The sequence below is a fragment of the Amycolatopsis sp. WAC 01416 genome (assembly GCF_003947485.1).
In the GTDB taxonomy this organism is placed as follows: Bacteria; Actinomycetota; Actinomycetes; order Mycobacteriales; family Pseudonocardiaceae; genus Amycolatopsis.
On the sequence record NZ_QHHX01000004.1, the window covers coordinates 287257 to 303876 of the forward strand.

Consider the following 16620-nt stretch of genomic DNA (forward strand, 5'->3'; position numbering starts at 1 on the left):
CTCTTCGCCCATGGCGCGGACAAGGCCGGGTTCGGCAGCTTCCTCTCCGCGCCTCTGGTGGCCGGCGACGGCTGTTACTCCAGCCACGGACACGGTTTCGCCGAACTGGACGAGAAACTGCTGGACCGCTACACCGGCGCCGTCTCGGCTTGAATCGGAGTGTGCCCGCGAACCGGCCAGCTCTTGGCGGGCAGGGGGTAGCGCAAAGGTGCCGGGTCGCGGGGATTCGCTCGCGGCCGTGGTGCGGCTGTGTCGCGAAAGCCACTTTCGGGACCTCAGGCGTCGCGAAAGTGGCTTTCGCGACGCGTCTCGGCTGTGGGTTCCGGGATGGTACTGGGGTTGCGAAGGCCTCTTCTTTGCTGCCGCACCCCTGCCCCCGACGTTGCGAAAGCCACTTTCGCAACGTTGAACGTTGCCAAAGTGGCTTTCGCAACCTGCCACTTTTGCCCTACCCCTTAAGAGAACGACCCGCTCCCACCGCCGACTCGAGCACGCCACATTCGACTTACCTCTCAATACACCAGGACCTAGGCGGTCAGGACCCGTTCGACGAAAGCCCCGGCCGCCAACAGTTTCCGGTCTCCGCCGACGGCGCCGTCGAGCGCCAGCCCGGCGGGCAGGCCGCCTTGGCCGTGTCCCATCGGGACGGTCAAGCCGGGGACGCCCGCGATGCTGCCGGGCTGGCAGTTGCGGATGAAGGTGGGGAAGGTCGGGACCGCGCGTCCACGATGGACGAACTTCTCGACGGCGGAGAAGTCCTGTGCCGTCGCCGGTGTCGTGGGGAATCCCAGTGCGTCGATTCCGGTCTCGCCGAAGATCTTCGCGTAGGCGCGGCGTAAGGCCGAGCGGTTGACGAGGGCGGCCTCGTAGACGGCAGGTGCGACGCCCGGCACGACCGACTCGGTGAAGATCGCCCGGACGTCGGCCGCGGCGATCTCGTCGACGAGTCGCTCGAACGAGACCTCGGGCAGGTACTCGGCCAGGTACGCCCGTAGCCCGGTGCCCGCTTCGTGGATCACCAGCGGCATGCCCTGATCGGTGACGAGTTCGGCGAGGGGCGTGTCGTCGACCGGCACCAGCGTGGCCCCGGCCGCGCGCAGGCGGATCAGCGCGGACGCCCACAGTTCTTCGACGTCGTCCGCCAGGTCGCCGGTCAGGAAACCGTGTGGCACGCCCAGCCGGATCGGCGGGAGTCCGACCAGGGGGCCCGGTTCCTCCGCCGCGAGGACGGCGTCGAGAAAAGCGAGATCGGTGACCGTTCGGGCGATCGGCCCCACCGTGTCCCGGGTGCTGCTCAACGGCGTGATGCCGTCGGACGGGTAGCGGCCGGTGGTCGGCCGGAAACCACAGACCCCGTTGAGCGCGGCCTGCACGCGCACCGAACCCCCGGTGTCGGTGCCGAGGCCCGCCGGGACGATGCCCGCCGCGACGGCCACGGCGGTCCCGCCGCTGCTGCCGCCGGCGAAGCGGGACGGGTCGCAGGCGTTGCGCACCGGACCCAGCGGAGTCGTGTCGCAGGTGATGCCGAGCGCGAGTTCGTGCATGGCCGCCTTGCCGATGACGGTGGCGCCCGCGTCGAGCAGGCGCCGGACCACGCCCGCGTGCGCACGCGGAACGTGGTGCGCGAGTGCCGGGGTGCCCGCGGCGTTCGGCATGCCCGCGACGTGGATGTTGTCCTTGACAACCAGCGGAAGGCCCGAGGGCGGGCCGATCGGCTCCGGCGCGAGGTGGCTGAGCGCATGGAGGTCCTGGACCTCTTCCGCCCGGGCGCGGCATTCGGCGGCACTTCGAGTTCCACTCACCGGCAACTCCTGGGGTCGAGGGCGGCCAGCTTAGCGAGGAAGGCGAAAGCCAAGGCGTGATTCGCGTGTCCACGCACGAGACTCGCGTGATTGAAGGCGGAACTCGCGTGATTGAAGGCGGAACTCGCGGTGACAACTGGCTTTCGCGACATGTCGCCCAAGGCGTGACAAAGGCCACACTTACTGATAAAGACAATCGTTTTCATTAAGCTGCGGCCGGGCTTTCCTCTGTCGTGCTCCCGAGATCCGGGACGCGCCTGTCACCCCGTCCACCAGAAAGGCCGAACGTTCATGAGCTCCGGTCCCTCGCTGCACATTCTCACGCGCACGGATCTGCACAACCTCGAACTCACGCCGGACGAGGCGATCACCATGGTCGAAGACGGCTATCTGGCCTACGCGTCCGGAGCCTCGCGGAATCCGGCGAAGCTGATGGTGCCGATGCCGGATCCCGCGCGGGACGCCGTCGCGTACTCGATGCTCGGCTACGACGGCTCCCTCGAGCAGGCCGCGTTCAAGACGAGCTACCGGCAGGGCAGCACCTCGGCCGAGAAGTACTACACGACGATCACCCTTTACGACGACACCACCGGCCTGCCGTTCGCGCTCATGGACTGCCACCGCGTCGGCGCCACCCGCACGCCTGCCAGCACCGCGCTGATCGCGCGTTCGTGCGCCCGGCCGGGGGCGCGATCCGCGCTCATGGTCGGCACCGGCGCGCAGGGGATCCGGACGCTGCCGTACCTGCTCACCGCGTTGCCGGACCTCGAACGGTTGCGGCTGTTCGGCACGCATCCCGACGGTCTGCGCGACAGCGTCGCCGCACTCGAAGAGCGGTTCCCGGACCGCGCGGTCGAACTCGTCGACGACGTGGAGGCAGCGGCGCGCGAGTCCGACATCGTGGTCGCCGCGTCGGGCCGGGCCGCGCATCCGAAGATCCGCCTCGGCTGGCTGCCGCCGGGCGGACTGCTGATCTCGGTCGCCAGCAAGGGAGTCCAGGAGGGCACGCTCGCCGAGGCCGACTACACCGTGGCGACCAACGGCGCGCAGGTCGAGGTGACCGGGCAGCGGATGGCGGGCCCGGACGGCGTGTTCCGTATCGACGCCGAACTTCCCGACATCCTCGCCGGTCGCGCACCCGGGCGTCGCGGTGACGAAGACCGGGTGTTCGCCTTCAGCAGCGGCATGATCATCACCGACATCCCGGTGGCGCACGCGCTGGCCGCCCGCGCCATCGCGGCGGGCCGCGGCCGTGAGGTGGCCCTGTGGACCTGATCGACACCCTGTCCCCGCCCTTGCCCGCGCTCGAACGTCCCTGGGCGCACCGGCTGCGTGGCTCGGAGACCTTGTGGGAGATCGCCCGCGGGATCGGCGGCGGCCCCTTCCACGTGATCCATCCGGCCACTTTCTCCGAGAACCTCGGGGGAATGGTCGCGGCGCTCGCGGCCGAGCGCGTCGAGGGCACCGTCTACTACGGGAAGAAGGCGAACAAGGCGGCGGCGTGGCTGCGGGAATGCACCCGTCCGGGCACCGGTGTCGACGTCGCGAGCGTGCCCGAACTGGTGCACGCCCTCGGCAACGGCCTGCGCGGGGAGACGATCGGCGTCACCGGGGCCGCCAAACCGGATGGCCTCCTCTGGCTCGCCCTGCGGCACCGCTGTCTCATCGCGGTGGACGCGGCCGACGAACTGGAACGCGTCGCGCGCATGGCCGCCGAACTCGGGGAGACGGCCCAGGTGCTGCTGCGGGTGAGGCCGCCGTCCGCGCCGGAGAGCCGGTTCGGCTTCGCGCCCGGCGCCTTGAAGGAGGCTGTGCGGCAGTGTGCCGAACCGGTCGTCCTGCGGGGTTTCTCATTCCACCTGGACGGCTACGACCCGGTGCCGCGGGCGGAACTCGCCGCGTACCTGATCGATCTCTGCCAGGACGCCCGTGCACTCGGGCATCCCGCGTCGAAGATCAGTATCGGTGGCGGAATCGCCGTGTCCTATGTGGACGCCGAAGATTGGGCGCGGTTCGAGTCCGGCAGGCATGACGGCTGGTTCCACGCCGGCCGCAACCCGGTGCGGACCTATCCGTACCACCAGTCACCGACCGGTGCGGCCATGGTCACCGCCATCCTGCGGCACCAGATCGCCGGGAAGCCGCTGGCTGATCTGCTGCGCGCGGCCGGGATCGAGCTGCTGCTCGAACCGGGCCGAGCGCTCGTCGACGGCGCCGGGTTCTCGGTGTTCCCGGTGCTGGGCTGCAAACCGGCCGAAGGTCACCTGATCACCACGGTCGCGGGCCTGTCGATGAGCCTGTCCGAGCAGTGGAAGGGCAGCGAGTTCCTGCCCGATCCGCTCCTCGTGCCCAGAGAAGCCAGGGAAGCCACGGACGGCACACCGGTGCGCACCGTCGTCGGGGGTTCGAGCTGCATGGAGTACGACGTGCTCACGTGGCGCGCGGTGGAGCTGCCCGCCCGGCCGAGGACCGGCGATCTCCTCGTGTACCCCAACACGGCCGGCTACCAGATGGACAAGAACGAGAGCGGTTTCCACCAGCTTCCCCTGCCGCCGAAGGTGGTGGTCGACGGCGATCACTGGCACGTCGACACCGACTATCCGATCCAGGAGATCCGATGACCATCGTCCAGCGCGCGTCCGATCTGATCGGGAACACGCCGCTGCTGGAGCTCGCGCGCACCGGCACCGGCACGCGCCTCCTGCTCAAACTCGACCACCTCAACCCGACCGGCTCGTGCAAGGTGCGCATGGCGAGGCAGATGATCGACGAGGCGGAACTCGAAGGACGGCTGCGGCCGGGCGGGCACATCATCGAGCCCACCTCCGGCAACACCGGCAACGGGCTCGCGTTGGTGGCGCTGGAACGCGGCTACCGGTTCACCGCCGTGGTCGACCATCACGCCGCCCGTGAAAAACTCCGGATGCTGCGCGCGCTCGGCGCGGAGCTGGTGTTCGTCGAAGCCCCGGCGGACGGCGGCGTCAGTTCGGTCCAGCGGAGGCGGGTCGCGGCCCGGATCGCCGCGGAAACCGGTGCCTATCATCCCGATCAGCACAACCATCCGGGGAACGGCAACGGCTACACCGGATTGGCGCGGGAACTTCTCGAGCAGCTCGGCGCCGTCGACGTGCTCGTCGCGGCGATCGGCACCGGCGGTTCGCTGTGCGGCACGGCCCGTGCCCTGCGCGCGGCTGGATCGGGCACGCACGCGGTGGCGGTCGAACCAGTCGGCTCGATCATCTTCGGTGGCGCGCCGGGGATCTACCACCAGACCGGGGCGGGCAGCCCGGCCGGTTTCCCGGTCGGGGACAACGTGGACCGATCGGTGATCGACGAAGCCCACCGCGTGTCCGACGGCGACGCCTTCGCCGGGGCACGCGTCGTCGGGCGGCGCACCGGTGTGCTGGTCGGCGGGACCACCGGCGGCGCGATCCAGGTCGCGCTCCGGCGGCTCTACGCGTATCCGGCCGGAAGTACCGTGGTGGTGCTGTGCAACGACGCGGGCGAGAAGTACCTCGACTCGGTCTACGACGACGAATGGCTGCGTGCCAGGGGAGTGCTCGACGAACTCGCCCACCGGCGGATGGATCGCTGGTTCGCCGCCTACGCCGCGTCCGTGCGAGTGGCCATCCGCGACAGGACGGCTCGTCCGGTGGCGGTGGGCGTATGACCACGATGGTGGCCACGCGCGGATACCGGGCACTCGTCGCGCTGGCCGCGCCGATCGCGGGAATCCAGCTGGCACAGGTGGCGCTCACCAGCGTCGACCTGGCCATGCTGGGCCTGCTCGGGGTGACGGCGGTGGCGGCGGGCGGGCTGGCGATCCTGCTCTACAACCAGATCCGCACCATGTGCGTCGGCATGGTCACCGGCGTCGGGAACCTCGTGGCCACGGCCGCCGGTGCGGGCGAACTCCGCACCGGCACCGGCGAACTCGACGAACGCGCGCGGGACGAGATCCGGGCGCTCCTGCGGTCCGCGCTGCTCGTCGCGACCGTGACCGCGGCGATCGGCGCGGCAGTCCTTTGTGGACTCGCGGCCGCTTTGCCTTTGCTCGGCCAGAAACCGGAGATCGTCGCACTCGCCAAGGCAATGATGTTCGCGCTGGCCGGTGGGCTGTTCCCGATGGTGTGGCTTAACGTGCTGCGCCAGTTCGCCGTCGGGCTGCGGCGCCCGGGTTCCCTGCTCGCCGTCACGCTGGTGTCGATCGCGGTCAACGCCGCCCTCAACGCCGCGTTCGTCTACGGCTGGGCTGGCCTGCCGGCACTGGGCATCGCCGGGATCGGTTTGGCGACGACACTGGTCCAGTTCTTCACCCTCGCCGTGTTCGCCTCGGCCGTCCGGCGGGACCCGCGGCTGCGCCCCATGGTGTCGCTCGCGCTCTGGCGCGCGGATCCGGCGGTGGTCCGGCATATCGTCCGGCACGGGACCCCGATCTGTTTCACCTACGGGTCGGAGGCCGCGATCACCTCGATCGCGACGGTCCTGATGGGAGCCTTCGGCCCGGCGATGCTCGCCGCGTCGAACGTCGCGAACCAGCTGGCCTACATCGTCTACCAGGTCAACATCGGACTGTCGCAGGGATCGTCCATTTTGGTCAGTCGAGCGGTCGCCCACGGCGAACGTCGGCGGGCGCCGGTGATCGCCCGGCAGGCACTCACCCTTTCATGGTCCTTCATGGCGGTGGTGAGCCTGGCGTACCTGGTGATACCGCAGGTGTTGTTGTGGCCTTTCCTGCACGACGAGGCCGACGCGGTGGTGCTCGGCACCGCGTCGACCCTGCTGGTGTTCGCCATCGCGCAGCAGTACAGCAAGGGAACGCAGAACATCCTCGTCGGCCTGCTGCGCGGGCTCGGCGACACCGTTTCCGGGCTCCGCTGCACCCTCGTCGGGTACTGGGCGGTCGGTGTACCGGCCATGGTCCTGTGCGCCTACGTGTTCGCTTGGGGCGGCTGGGGTGTCTGGGCCGGATTGTGCGTGGGTTTCGCGGCGACCGCGGCACTGCTCGCGCGGCGGTTCGCCGGAGCCGGGACCGGTTCGGCGCGGTAGGCGTCGATCCTGGCGAGCAGAGCGCGGGAGGCGGGGTCGGCCGCGTGTGTTCGCAGCAGTGCCGCCAGCGGCGCGAGCCGGTCCTTGGTGCGGGCGGAACCGAGGCCACGCGCGAGGTCCACCGCCTCGGTGCCGATGCGGACGGCCTCGTCGAAATCACCTTGGAGTGCGTGGTTCTGGGCGAGCATGATCAGGGTGAGCGCCAGGCTGCGGGACATTTCCGCGCCGTAGTGGCCGGTCGCGTCGCGAAGCCGCGCGATCGCCTCCTCGCTGTGCCGTGCGGTGACCGTCTGAGCCAGTTCGGTGAGGACGGTGCCTCGCATCGCTTCCATGTCCGTGGTGCCGAAGAAGGCTTCCCATGGCCGCGCGGCAGGCCACGTGTCCGCCCGCTCGAACCGGGACTCCGCCCGCGCGAGGCCGTCGAGGGCGGCACGCTCGTCCCCGGCCTTCGCCAAGGCCCACGCCTCGTTGACGGTCAGGATCGCCCGCGCCCGCCCGGAACCGGACCGGTGGGCGGCGGCCTGCCCCCGGCGGAAGTGGCCCAGCCCGGCTTCGACGTCGTCATGGTGCAGTTCCAGCCTGCCGAGGCGGTAGCAGATGTTGGCCACGAGACCGTCGTTCCCGGCCTCGCCGGCGAGAGCGAGCGCGCGGTCGAACCGGAGCCGTGCCGGAATCCGGCGGCCGATGTCGAATTCCGTCCAGCCGAGCAGATTGTGCAGATCGGCGAGCACGGTGAGCAGCCGTGACCGGAGCGCGCCGGGGACCGCGCCCCAATGAAGCAGGAGGCTGACCCTTTTCACGACGTGCACCGCGTCGTGGGAAAAGGCACCACCCTGCCGGTAATCCAACGCACGCAAGACGTCGACCGCGTTTTCGAGGCACTCGACGTCGGCGATCTCGATGCGGTCCGGCGGCTTGCCTTTTCCGGTCGTTGTCATGAACTCACCTCACGCAAGTCATGGCTCGCCCACCGGCTACCCGGGGTCGATCCGGTCGAAACCGGACGTCACTCCCCAGGGGTCTTGATTTGACCCGTTCCAGAGACGCTCTTATCGTCCTTGGTGATGTCCGACTTCGAGGCACAGCTGCGAGCGGTTTCGCTGCGCGTGACTCGGCCCCGGCTGGCCGTGCTCGCCGCGCTGCGCGATCACCCGCACGTGGACACCGAAACGGTGATCGCGCTGGTGCGGGCCGGCCTGCCGACGGTCTCGCACCAGGCGGTCTACGACGTGCTGCGAGCACTGACCGAAACCGGCCTGATCCGCCGCATCCAGCCGGCGGGCACACTCGCCCGCTACGAGACCCGGGTGGGGGACAACCATCACCATGTCGTGTGCCGGTCCTGTGGCGCGATCGCGGATGTCGACTGCGCCGTCGGCCATACCCCTTGCCTCACCGCCTCCGCCGACCACGGTTTCGTGATCGACGAGGCGGAGGTCGTCTACTGGGGCGTCTGCCCCGACTGCGCGGCCGAACCCGTCCAGCGATGAATTCGCCTGCCACGGAAGGAAAGAAATGAGTGACACCCCGGAGAAGGGCTGCCCGGTGGCCCACGACTCCGTGACCGCGCACGGTAGCGAGAGCGAGAACCCGGCGATCGACTCGCCGACGCCGAAGTCCGGCGGCCGCCCGCGCACCAACAAGGACTGGTGGCCCAACCAGCTCGACCTTTCGGTGCTGCACGCCCACTCGTCCAAATCCAACCCGCTCGGCGCGAATTTCAGCTACGCCGACGAGTTCGCCGCACTCGATGTCGATGCCCTCAAACGGGACATCGTCGAGGTGCTCACCACCTCGCAGGACTGGTGGCCCGCAGACTTCGGCCACTACGGCGGCCTGATGATCCGGATGAGCTGGCACGCCGCGGGCACCTACCGCATCCACGACGGCCGCGGCGGGGCCGGTGACGGCGCGCAGCGCTTCGCCCCGCTCAACAGCTGGCCCGACAACGCCAACCTCGACAAGGCGCGGCGGCTGCTGTGGCCGGTCAAGGAGAAGTACGGCCAGCGGATCTCGTGGTCCGACCTGCTCGTGCTCGCGGGCAACGTCGCGCTGGAGTCGATGGGCTTCAAGACGTTCGGTTTCGGCTTCGGCCGCGAGGACACCTGGGAGCCCGAGGAGATCTTCTGGGGTCCGGAAGACACCTGGCTGGGTGACGAGCGCTACGCCACCGACACCGAGATGGTGCCCGACGTCGGCGCGACCGAGATGGGCCTCATCTACGTCAACCCCGAGGGACCCCGCGGCAGCGCGGACCCGGCCGCGGCGGCCCATTTCATCCGGGAGACCTTCGCCCGGATGGCGATGAACGACGAGGAGACCGTCGCGCTCATCGCCGGTGGCCACACCTTCGGCAAGACCCACGGCGCGGGCATCGCCGACGACCACGTGGGCCCGGAGCCCGAAGCCGCCCCGATCGAGACGCAGGGTCTCGGCTGGCTGAGCGACCACGGCAGCGGCAAGGGCGCCGACGCGATCACCAGCGGTCTCGAGGTCACCTGGACCGACAAGCCGACGCAGTGGAGCAACCGGTTCTTCGAGATCCTCTTCGGCTATGAATGGGAGCTCACCACGAGCCCCGGCGGCGCGAAGCAGTACGTCGCCAAGGACGCCGAGTCGATCATCCCGGACGCCCACGACCCGGCCAAGAAGCACAAGCCGACCATGCTCACCACGGATCTGGCGCTGCGCGTCGACCCGACGTACGAGAAGATCTCGCGCCGCTTCCTGGAGAACCCGGACGAGTTCGCCCTCGCCTTCGCCAAGGCCTGGTACAAGCTGCTGCACCGTGACATGGGCCCGGTCAGCCGCTTCCTGGGACCGTGGGTGCCCGAACCGCAGCTGTGGCAGGACCCGGTGCCGGAGGTCGACCACGAACTCGTGGGGGACACCGACATCGCCACGCTCAAGCGGACGGTGCTCGAGTCCGGGCTCACGGTCGGTCAGCTGGTCGGCACCGCCTGGGCGTCCGCCGCGAGCTTCCGGTCCACCGACAAACGCGGTGGCGCCAACGGTGCCCGGATCCGCCTGGAACCGCAGCGTGGCTGGGAGGTCAACCAGCCGGAGCAGCTCAGGACCGTCCTGGAGACCCTGGAAGGCATCCGGCGCGAGTTCAACGACGCCGGCGGCGCCAAGATCTCGCTGGCCGACCTGATCGTGCTGGCGGGCACCGCCGCCGTCGAGAAGGCCGCGCGCGACGCCGGCACCGAGGTGAGCGTGGCGTTCCACCCCGGCCGTACCGACGCCACGCAGGAGGACACCGACGTCGAGTCGTTCGCGCTGCTCGAACCGCGCGCCGACGGGTTCCGCAACTACCTGCGTCCCGAGGAGAAGCTGCAGCCGGAGGTCCTGCTCGTCGAGCGCGCCTACATGCTCGACCTGACCGCGCCCGAGATGACCGTCCTCGTCGGCGGCCTGCGTTCACTCGGGATCAACACCGGTGGCACCCGGCACGGTGTCCTCACCGACCGGCCCGGCGTGCTCACCAACGACTTCTTCACCAACCTGCTCTCGCCGGGCACCCGGTGGAAGGTGTCGGAGGCCGAGGAGAACGTCTACGAGATCCGTGACGTCGCCACGGACGCGGTGAGGTGGACGGCCACCGCCGTCGACCTCGTCTTCGGCTCCAACTCCCAGTTGCGGGCGCTGTCCGAGGTCTACGCGGGCCAGGCCGCGCGCGAGCGGTTCGCCGCCGACTTCGCCGCCGCCTGGACCAAGGTCATGGAGCTGGACCGGTTCGACCTCGCCTGATCGTCGCGGTCCGCCGTTGCGCGTGAAGGCCCCTTCCCACGGCTCAGCCGCGGGAAGGGGCCTTCACGCGCTTCAGGGGAGGTCGAGTTCGGTGTGCCGGGTGGCGAGGGTGCGGGCGAGTTCGGCGAGTTTGACGTTGAGGTCCTGGGAGGTGTGGCGCAGCAGGTCGAAGGCCTCGTCGGCGGTCAGGCCGCGTCGTTGCATGAGGATCCCTTTCGCCTGCCCGATGACGTCGCGCGATTCGACGGCCCGGCGAAGGTGGTGTGCTTCCAGCTCGATCCGGCTCACGGCGTTGGTGCTGGCCAAGGCGAGTGAGCCGTGAGTGGCCAGCAGCAGCGCGGTGTCCTCCGAGACGGCGTCGAGGGCGTCGGGGCGGCGGCTGTAGATGTTCAGCGCCCCGGGCAGCTTCGGCGGAGCCGCGTGGGGAACCAGCACGGTGGACAGGATCGCGGTGTACCCGTGGCCCGCGGCGGCCCGGGAGAAGTCCGGCCACCGCTTCTCGGTCGCCAGGTCGTCGCTTCGGACGTGACCGGGGCTTCCGCTGTCGGCGGCGTCGACGCAGGGCCCCGTCCCGGCGCGATACTGCACCTCGTCGAGTTCCAACGCCACCTCACCGGTCGAGACCGGCGTGTGGAAGGTCCCGTCCGGGGCACGGAGCGTGACCGACACCAGATCCGCGCCCGGCACCACCCGGTACGCGGCGTCGACGACCTGCTGGAGGACCTGCGCGGGAGTCGACGCGGTCAGCAACAGGCGCGTGAGCTCGACGAACTGCTCGGCCAGCGGACCTGCCGAGATGTCCTCGGCGGAGCCGAAACCGGCCCTGTCGCGCTGCCACAGTCGTTCGTCCGCCATCACTGACCATCCAGTCGGGTTCGGGTCCTTCACGGGTACCCAGTGGTGTCATCCGCCAATCGAAAGTCCGATGTGGACGGTGCTCAGGGATCGACCCGGTTGCGAAGGAGGCAGAACACGTTTCCTTCGGGGTCGGCGAGCACCTTCCACGATTCTTTCCCCGTCTGGCCGACGTCGGCGGGCACCGCCCCGGCGGCGAGCAGCCGCTCCAGTTCCGCGTCCTGATCACGGTCGGTGGGGTTCACGTCGATGTGCAGGGGGAGTTTGCCGGGTTTCGGATCGTCGCTGCGACTCAGGATCAACGTGGGCTGCGGACCGCCGAAGCCGGTCCCTGGCGGGCCGATCTCGATGTCGTCGCCATCCTTGCCGATCTCGACGTACCCGAGCACTTCGCACCAGAACGCCGCCATCCGGACCGGATCGGCGCAGTCGAGGATGAGTTCGGTGATACGGCAAGCCATGCGCTGAGGATATCCCCGCGCCAAGAGGAATGAATCGGCTCCGCCCGGGTATCCGGTGGCGTCGAAGTGATCCCGGACCGAGGAGGCGGCTGTGGCGGGCGACGTAGTGGACTTGATCATGCAGGACCATCGCGAGGTGGAGCGGCTGTTCGGCGAACTCGAACGGCATCCGGAGAAACGACCGCTGCTCGTCCCGGTGCTTTCGTCGCTGCTCACCGCGCACAGCCGGGCCGAGGAGGCCGAGGTGTACCCGGCGGCCAAAGGCGAGGCGGACGAGTCCGACGAGGTCGCGCACGGCCAGAAGGAGCACGCCGAGGCCGAGCAGCTGCTGGTGAAGCTGAACGACACCGATCCCGGATCGAAGCAGTTCGACAAGGTGCTTTCCGACCTCGTCGAGGCCGTCACGCATCACGTGAAGGAGGAGGAATCCACCATCCTGCCGAAGATGCGTCGCGAACTGAACGAGGCACGGCGGCGCGAGCTCGGTGAAGCCTTCGTGACGAGCCGCACTTCACACCTCGGCGACCGCCCCGGTGAGGCCACGAAGGAAGAACTCCTGACCCAGGCGCGCAACGCCGGTGTGACGGGCGCTTCGAAGATGGGCAAGGACGAGATCGCGTGGCAGGTCGCCCAATCGTCCTGAGCGGGAGACGACGGTTGCGGTCCGGACCGAGGCCTTTTACCGTCGATGCATGGCGATCGACACCGAAGCCGGGCAGGCCGCTCCTCTCGTCATGGCCGAGACGGTGCGCTCGGAAGACGCGATCACCGTCGAGGTGGCGGGTGATATCGACATCGCGACCAGTTCCCGGCTCCGGGCCGAGCTCCAGGAGTTGCTGGAGCGGCGTCCCGCTGCCGTGGTGCTCGACCTGACCAGAGTCAGCTTCTGTGACTCGTCGGGCCTTTCCGTGCTGGTGCAGGCGAACCGTCAGTGCGTGGAGGCCGGCATCGACCTGAGTTTGGCGCCGTCCAAGGTCCTGCTCCGCGCCCTTGAGCTCACCGGGCTGCTGCCGACCCTGAAGGTCGTCACGCCCGGGTCGTGAGTGTTTTGGGGTGAAGTCGCATAACCGCTGGTCAAGTGGGCGGTGGGCGCGGAGGCGGACTGGTCACAGCGGCCCTGTCGAAAACCGAACTCGACTGATCTGGGTGTGATCGACGGAGGGAACGAGACCGAGGCGAACTCTCTGACGATGGAGGAATCGGGACACTGAACGTCCCGATTCCTCCATCGTCAGCGCCGGGGCAGGTCGGGCACGGGAGGCAAATCCACGCCCTCAGGTGACGACCCGTACCGTGCCCAGCTCCGGATCCGCGGCGTCGTAGGCGAACATGCCCGTCCGGACACCGGTGTGGAGGTAGCCCACGATCGCCTCGGTGAACACCTTGCCCGGAGCGATCGCCGGGCCCCCTGGCGGACAGGGGGCTGATCATCTCCGCGCTCACGCGCCCTTCGGCCTTGTCCAGCGGCACGTGCTCGGCTTCGGCGAAGAACGCGTCGCGAGGCAGCATCCGCATTTCCAGCGTCAGTTCGGCGCCGGAGGGCAGGTCGACCGGCGGCCGCCGCTCGAAGTCGTGGTCGACCAGCCCGCGTAAGCCGTGCAGCAGGGCGGAGACCGTGTCTTGGTCGTCGGCGTGGGTGATCTGCACCGCGATCCGCCGGTGATCGGACAGGCCGGGTCGGCGTCGATGGCTTCCAGCACCGGTGCGCGCGAGTGGTCCATCCTGCTCCGATCAGCGGCCGAGGGCGTCCTGCAGTTCCTTCTTCGTCATGTTCGAGCGGCCCTTGATGTTGCGCTTCTTCGCCTCGTTGTAGAGCTGGTCCTTGGTCGGCCCGCCGGGGCCCTTCCGGTTACCGGACCGCTGGCCGCCGCGCTCCTGCGGTGAGGTGTCCCTGGTCGAACTCTTGCTCGCGGTCTTGGATTCACCGGATTGCGCGCGATTCTTGTTGACCGTGCGCGCGGCGATCTCCTCGGCGCGGTCGGTGCTCGTGCCGCGTTTCTTCTGGGAGGACTTGATGTGCTCGTACTGACGTTCGCGTTTGTCGCTCCAGCTCTGTTCAGGCACGGCTCCTCCTTGGGTTCGTGACCTGCGAATACCCCCTCGGATCACGGACGAATCGTGAGATCACTCGTCCAGGCCAGGGTGGTCGATGTTTGTCGTGTCCGTCTGCCGGGTAATCCGGTGAAGACGAGGGGAGCGGACCAATGCCAGTTCACCAGGGACGAATGTGACTTTGATGAACGCGCCGTCGCTCATGGAAGACCTCGACCACTCCGTCCTGCGGGAAGAGCGGGAGCAGGTGGTGCCGTCCCCGCGTGACCGCCCAAGCGGCAGGGCACGGAAAGACGACTATTCGCATTGCCGCCCCTTGTTCGACGAGATGGCCTCCTTGCCCGACGGTCACCCGGATCGGCGCCGTCTGCGCGAACGTCTGATCCTCGAACTGCTGCCGATAGCCGAGCACATCGCCGCCCGCTTCAGCGGACGAGGCCAGCCGAGGGAAGACCTGGTCCAGGTGGCGCGGATCGGGTTGATGAAGGCCGTCGACCGGTTCGATCCCGGAATGGGCGGGGATTTCCTCGCCTTCGCGGTGCCGACCGTCATGGGCGAGGTGCGGCGGTTCTTCCGCGACACCGGCTGGGCGGTGCACGTCCCGCGCGGGATGCAGGAGCTGCGCACCCGGCTTTCGCGGGCGACCACGGAACTGACCCAGACCCTCGGCCGCGCGCCGACCCCCACCGAACTCGCCGGTCACCTCGACGTGGCGGTCGACACCGTCCGAGAAGGCTTGCTCGCCGCGAACAGCTACCAGACCTCGTCACTGGATAGGCCGGTCAACGACGGCGAGGGCTCGCTTCCCCTGTCGGACGTGGTGGGGGAGCTGGATTCCCGGTTCGAGCACATCGAAGACCGGCACACCGTGGTCCCCCTGCTCGAAAAGCTGCCGGAACGCGAACGGGCGATCCTCGCGATGCGGTTCTTCGAGGGGCTGACGCAGTCTCAGATCGCCGAGCGTGTCGGGATTTCCCAAATGCACGTCTCCCGTCTGCTCACGAAGACGCTGCAAGAGTTGCGCGGCAGGTTCAAGGCGTAGAGGCCGCCGCGAACAGCTTGCCGAGCCCCGGCCGGGTCGGCGGGGTACCCAGTGCGTGCAAGGAATCCCAGAGCGTGACCGCGGTGGCCGGGGCGCGGTCCGAGGGGGCGTCGGCGGAGACCGAGTGAACGGTGGTGACCCCCGCTTCGGCGAGGAAATCCGCGAAAGTCGCGGTCGTGTCGCGGTGATAGATCGAGGCGAGCGCGACGCGATCGGCGCCAAGACGGGCGAGCGCGGTGAGGTACGCCAAGGAAGTGCTGCGCGCGGGCAGGTCGAGCCGCTCGCCGAGTACGCGGCTCTTCTCTCCCCACGGGACGTACGCGAAGTCCACGACGAGGTCCGGATCCAGTTTCGCGGTCCCCTCCCGGTGACGGTGTGGATTTCGGGTCATCCAACGCACCAAAATCCACACGGTCAGCGATGGCCCTGACAGCGAGTGAGGGGTGTGTGGATATAGGGACACTCAACGTCCCAATATCCACACACCCCTCCCGCGACACCAAAGGTCCCCCGCTCCCTTTCCGCAGGTCAGCACGCCCGGCGATACTCGCCGGACACAGCCCAAGCCCTTCAGAGGTACTCGACGCGCGCCGCGGTCACTCGTGCACAGCGGACGGCATGCCGAAATCCGGCGGGGTGAGTTGTCCGAAGCGGTGGTCGTCTTCGCGTACGGCCTTGACGAAGCGCGCGACCCTGGCGGGCTCCGGGGTGGCGGTCTTCCCGCCCAGATAACGGAGCACGATGAGGTCTTCGCCGGAATGGGTCTCGATCGCCACGGCCCAGCCGTGGATTTCGTCCCACAGCAGGGCGACGTCGCGGTCCGGATGGGTGGGGAGGCGTCCGTCGAGCGCGACGTAGGCCGAGACCGGGCTGTCGTGGTCGACGGTGCAGGATTCGAGGCCGACGCCGAGGGCATCCGTGACGTCGGCGAGGTAGCCCCACACGGCTTCGCGGGTGTGGGGGTGCCGGACAGGCATGGTGAGCAACGAGGACTTCCTTTCTCCCCGGTCTCAGCCGGTGCGGGGCCCGAGCGGGCCCCGCACCGGAAGGGACACTCAGGCCTGGATCTCCTTGCGGTCGGACTCGGCCCCCTTGATTTCGATGCGCCGCGGCTTGGCCTTCTCGGCGATCGGGATGCGCAAGGTCAGCACGCCGGCCTCGTACCCGGCGGCGATGCGGTCGGTGTCGAGGGCGTCGCCGAGGAACAACTGACGGGAGAAGACACCCAGCGGACGTTCGGAAACCTGCATCTGGACGTCTTTACCCGGGGCAGGCCGACGCTCCGCCTTGACCGTCAGGACGTTGCGCTCGACGTCCAGCTCGATGGCGTCGGCCGCGACACCGGGAAGGTCGAAGCAGACGACGAATTCGTCACCGTCGCGGTACGCGTCCATCGGCATCGTGGTCGGCTTGGACCACGTTCCGGGCGTCGTGGCGCCGAACATCTGCTGGGTGAACCGGTCCAGCTCACGGAACGGGTCGGTGCGCATCAACATCGGGTTCCACCTCCTGGCTCGTTGTCTCTGGTGTCAACACGCACTACTGTTGTAGCATGTCATCGAAACGATGACAACTGCCAAGTCGTCGATCGGATGACGGACGGGATGGC

The 16620-nt window shown here is 68.9% G+C and carries 18 protein-coding genes; 10 read left to right on the forward strand and 8 right to left on the reverse strand.

What is annotated here, in order from left to right; all coding sequences use genetic code 11:
- Positions 1 to 527: 527 nt before the first annotated feature.
- Positions 528 to 1802: an amidase family protein gene (locus DL990_RS15130; protein WP_125799061.1), complete on the reverse strand. Its 1275-nt coding sequence runs from the start codon at positions 1800 to 1802 to the stop codon at positions 528 to 530.
- A 291-nt stretch (positions 1803 to 2093) separates the two neighbouring features.
- On the opposite strand from DL990_RS15130, the gene DL990_RS15135 reads away from it, so the two are divergent.
- Genes DL990_RS15135 through DL990_RS15150 form a run of 4 tightly spaced genes read left to right on the forward strand, consistent with a single transcriptional unit; the run spans position 2094 to position 6851 of the window.
- Positions 2094 to 3077 carry an ornithine cyclodeaminase gene (locus DL990_RS15135; RefSeq protein WP_125786746.1) on the forward strand — a complete coding sequence of 328 codons (984 nt, stop codon included), beginning with the start codon at positions 2094 to 2096 and terminating at the stop codon, positions 3075 to 3077.
- Positions 3068 to 4423, forward strand: coding sequence for an alanine racemase (locus tag DL990_RS15140; RefSeq protein ID WP_125799062.1), 1356 nt, complete (start codon positions 3068 to 3070; stop codon positions 4421 to 4423). The genes DL990_RS15135 and DL990_RS15140 overlap by 10 nt, the downstream gene beginning before the upstream one ends.
- Positions 4420 to 5472 carry a PLP-dependent cysteine synthase family protein gene (locus DL990_RS15145; protein ID WP_125786744.1) on the forward strand — a complete coding sequence of 351 codons (1053 nt, stop codon included), beginning with the start codon at positions 4420 to 4422 and terminating at the stop codon, positions 5470 to 5472. Before DL990_RS15140 ends, DL990_RS15145 begins: the two co-directional genes overlap by 4 nt.
- Positions 5469 to 6851 (forward strand): MATE family efflux transporter, encoded by a 1383-nt coding sequence (locus tag DL990_RS15150; protein WP_125786743.1) that lies wholly within the window; start codon positions 5469 to 5471, stop codon positions 6849 to 6851. Before DL990_RS15145 ends, DL990_RS15150 begins: the two co-directional genes overlap by 4 nt.
- Here the strand turns inward: DL990_RS15150 and DL990_RS15155 are convergent.
- A complete protein-coding gene (locus tag DL990_RS15155; RefSeq protein ID WP_233598964.1) occupies positions 6734 to 7789 on the reverse strand; it encodes a hypothetical protein in 1056 nt (351 codons plus the stop codon). The genes DL990_RS15150 and DL990_RS15155 overlap by 118 nt on opposite strands.
- 126 nt (positions 7790 to 7915) lie before the next feature.
- Here DL990_RS15155 and DL990_RS15160 point away from each other — a divergent pair, with 126 nt between their 5' ends.
- Positions 7916 to 8341: a Fur family transcriptional regulator gene (locus DL990_RS15160; RefSeq protein WP_125786742.1), complete on the forward strand. Its 426-nt coding sequence runs from the start codon at positions 7916 to 7918 to the stop codon at positions 8339 to 8341.
- A 25-nt stretch (positions 8342 to 8366) separates the two neighbouring features.
- Positions 8367 to 10601, forward strand: coding sequence for a catalase/peroxidase HPI (gene katG, locus DL990_RS15165; RefSeq protein ID WP_125799063.1), 2235 nt, complete (start codon positions 8367 to 8369; stop codon positions 10599 to 10601).
- 72 nt (positions 10602 to 10673) lie between these two features.
- Here katG and DL990_RS15170 read toward each other — a convergent pair whose 3' ends face one another.
- Both DL990_RS15170 and DL990_RS15175 read right to left on the reverse strand, forming a co-directional pair.
- Positions 10674 to 11456: a GAF and ANTAR domain-containing protein gene (locus DL990_RS15170; RefSeq protein ID WP_125799064.1), complete on the reverse strand. Its 783-nt coding sequence runs from the start codon at positions 11454 to 11456 to the stop codon at positions 10674 to 10676.
- A gap of 83 nt (positions 11457 to 11539) precedes the next feature.
- Positions 11540 to 11917: a VOC family protein gene (locus DL990_RS15175; protein ID WP_125799065.1), complete on the reverse strand. Its 378-nt coding sequence runs from the start codon at positions 11915 to 11917 to the stop codon at positions 11540 to 11542.
- A gap of 91 nt (positions 11918 to 12008) precedes the next feature.
- Here DL990_RS15175 and DL990_RS15180 point away from each other — a divergent pair, with 91 nt between their 5' ends.
- The 3 genes from DL990_RS15180 (at position 12009) to DL990_RS41835 (ending at position 13510) form a co-directional block, all read left to right on the forward strand.
- Complete coding sequence (locus DL990_RS15180) at positions 12009 to 12560, forward strand: hemerythrin domain-containing protein (protein ID WP_125799066.1); 552 nt, start codon at positions 12009 to 12011, stop codon at positions 12558 to 12560.
- 49 nt (positions 12561 to 12609) lie between these two features.
- Complete coding sequence (locus DL990_RS15185) at positions 12610 to 12960, forward strand: STAS domain-containing protein (protein ID WP_125799067.1); 351 nt, start codon at positions 12610 to 12612, stop codon at positions 12958 to 12960.
- Between the two features lie 331 nt (positions 12961 to 13291).
- Complete coding sequence (locus DL990_RS41835; protein WP_233620479.1) at positions 13292 to 13510, forward strand: hypothetical protein; 219 nt, start codon at positions 13292 to 13294, stop codon at positions 13508 to 13510.
- Between the two features lie 138 nt (positions 13511 to 13648).
- Here the strand turns inward: DL990_RS41835 and DL990_RS15195 are convergent, their stop codons facing one another.
- Positions 13649 to 13981, reverse strand: a complete 333-nt coding sequence (locus tag DL990_RS15195) for a plasmid stabilization protein (protein ID WP_125799068.1) — start codon at positions 13979 to 13981, stop codon at positions 13649 to 13651.
- Positions 13982 to 14153: 172 nt separating this feature from the next.
- Here DL990_RS15195 and DL990_RS15200 point away from each other — a divergent pair, with 172 nt between their 5' ends.
- Entirely contained in the window at positions 14154 to 15011 is an 858-nt protein-coding gene (locus tag DL990_RS15200) for a SigB/SigF/SigG family RNA polymerase sigma factor (RefSeq protein WP_125786735.1), read from the forward strand.
- On the opposite strand, the gene DL990_RS15205 is transcribed toward DL990_RS15200, so the two are convergent.
- The 3 genes from DL990_RS15205 to DL990_RS15215 all read right to left on the reverse strand — a co-directional run bounded on the left by DL990_RS15205 (position 15001) and on the right by DL990_RS15215 (position 16507).
- Positions 15001 to 15402 (reverse strand): hypothetical protein, encoded by a 402-nt coding sequence (locus DL990_RS15205; RefSeq protein ID WP_233620480.1) that lies wholly within the window; start codon positions 15400 to 15402, stop codon positions 15001 to 15003. The genes DL990_RS15200 and DL990_RS15205 overlap by 11 nt on opposite strands.
- A 205-nt stretch (positions 15403 to 15607) precedes the next feature.
- Positions 15608 to 15988 (reverse strand): DUF6292 family protein, encoded by a 381-nt coding sequence (locus DL990_RS15210; RefSeq protein WP_125799264.1) that lies wholly within the window; start codon positions 15986 to 15988, stop codon positions 15608 to 15610.
- 78 nt (positions 15989 to 16066) lie between these two features.
- Positions 16067 to 16507 carry an Hsp20/alpha crystallin family protein gene (locus tag DL990_RS15215; protein WP_125799069.1) on the reverse strand — a complete coding sequence of 147 codons (441 nt, stop codon included), beginning with the start codon at positions 16505 to 16507 and terminating at the stop codon, positions 16067 to 16069.
- Between the last annotated feature and the right edge of the window lie 113 nt (positions 16508 to 16620).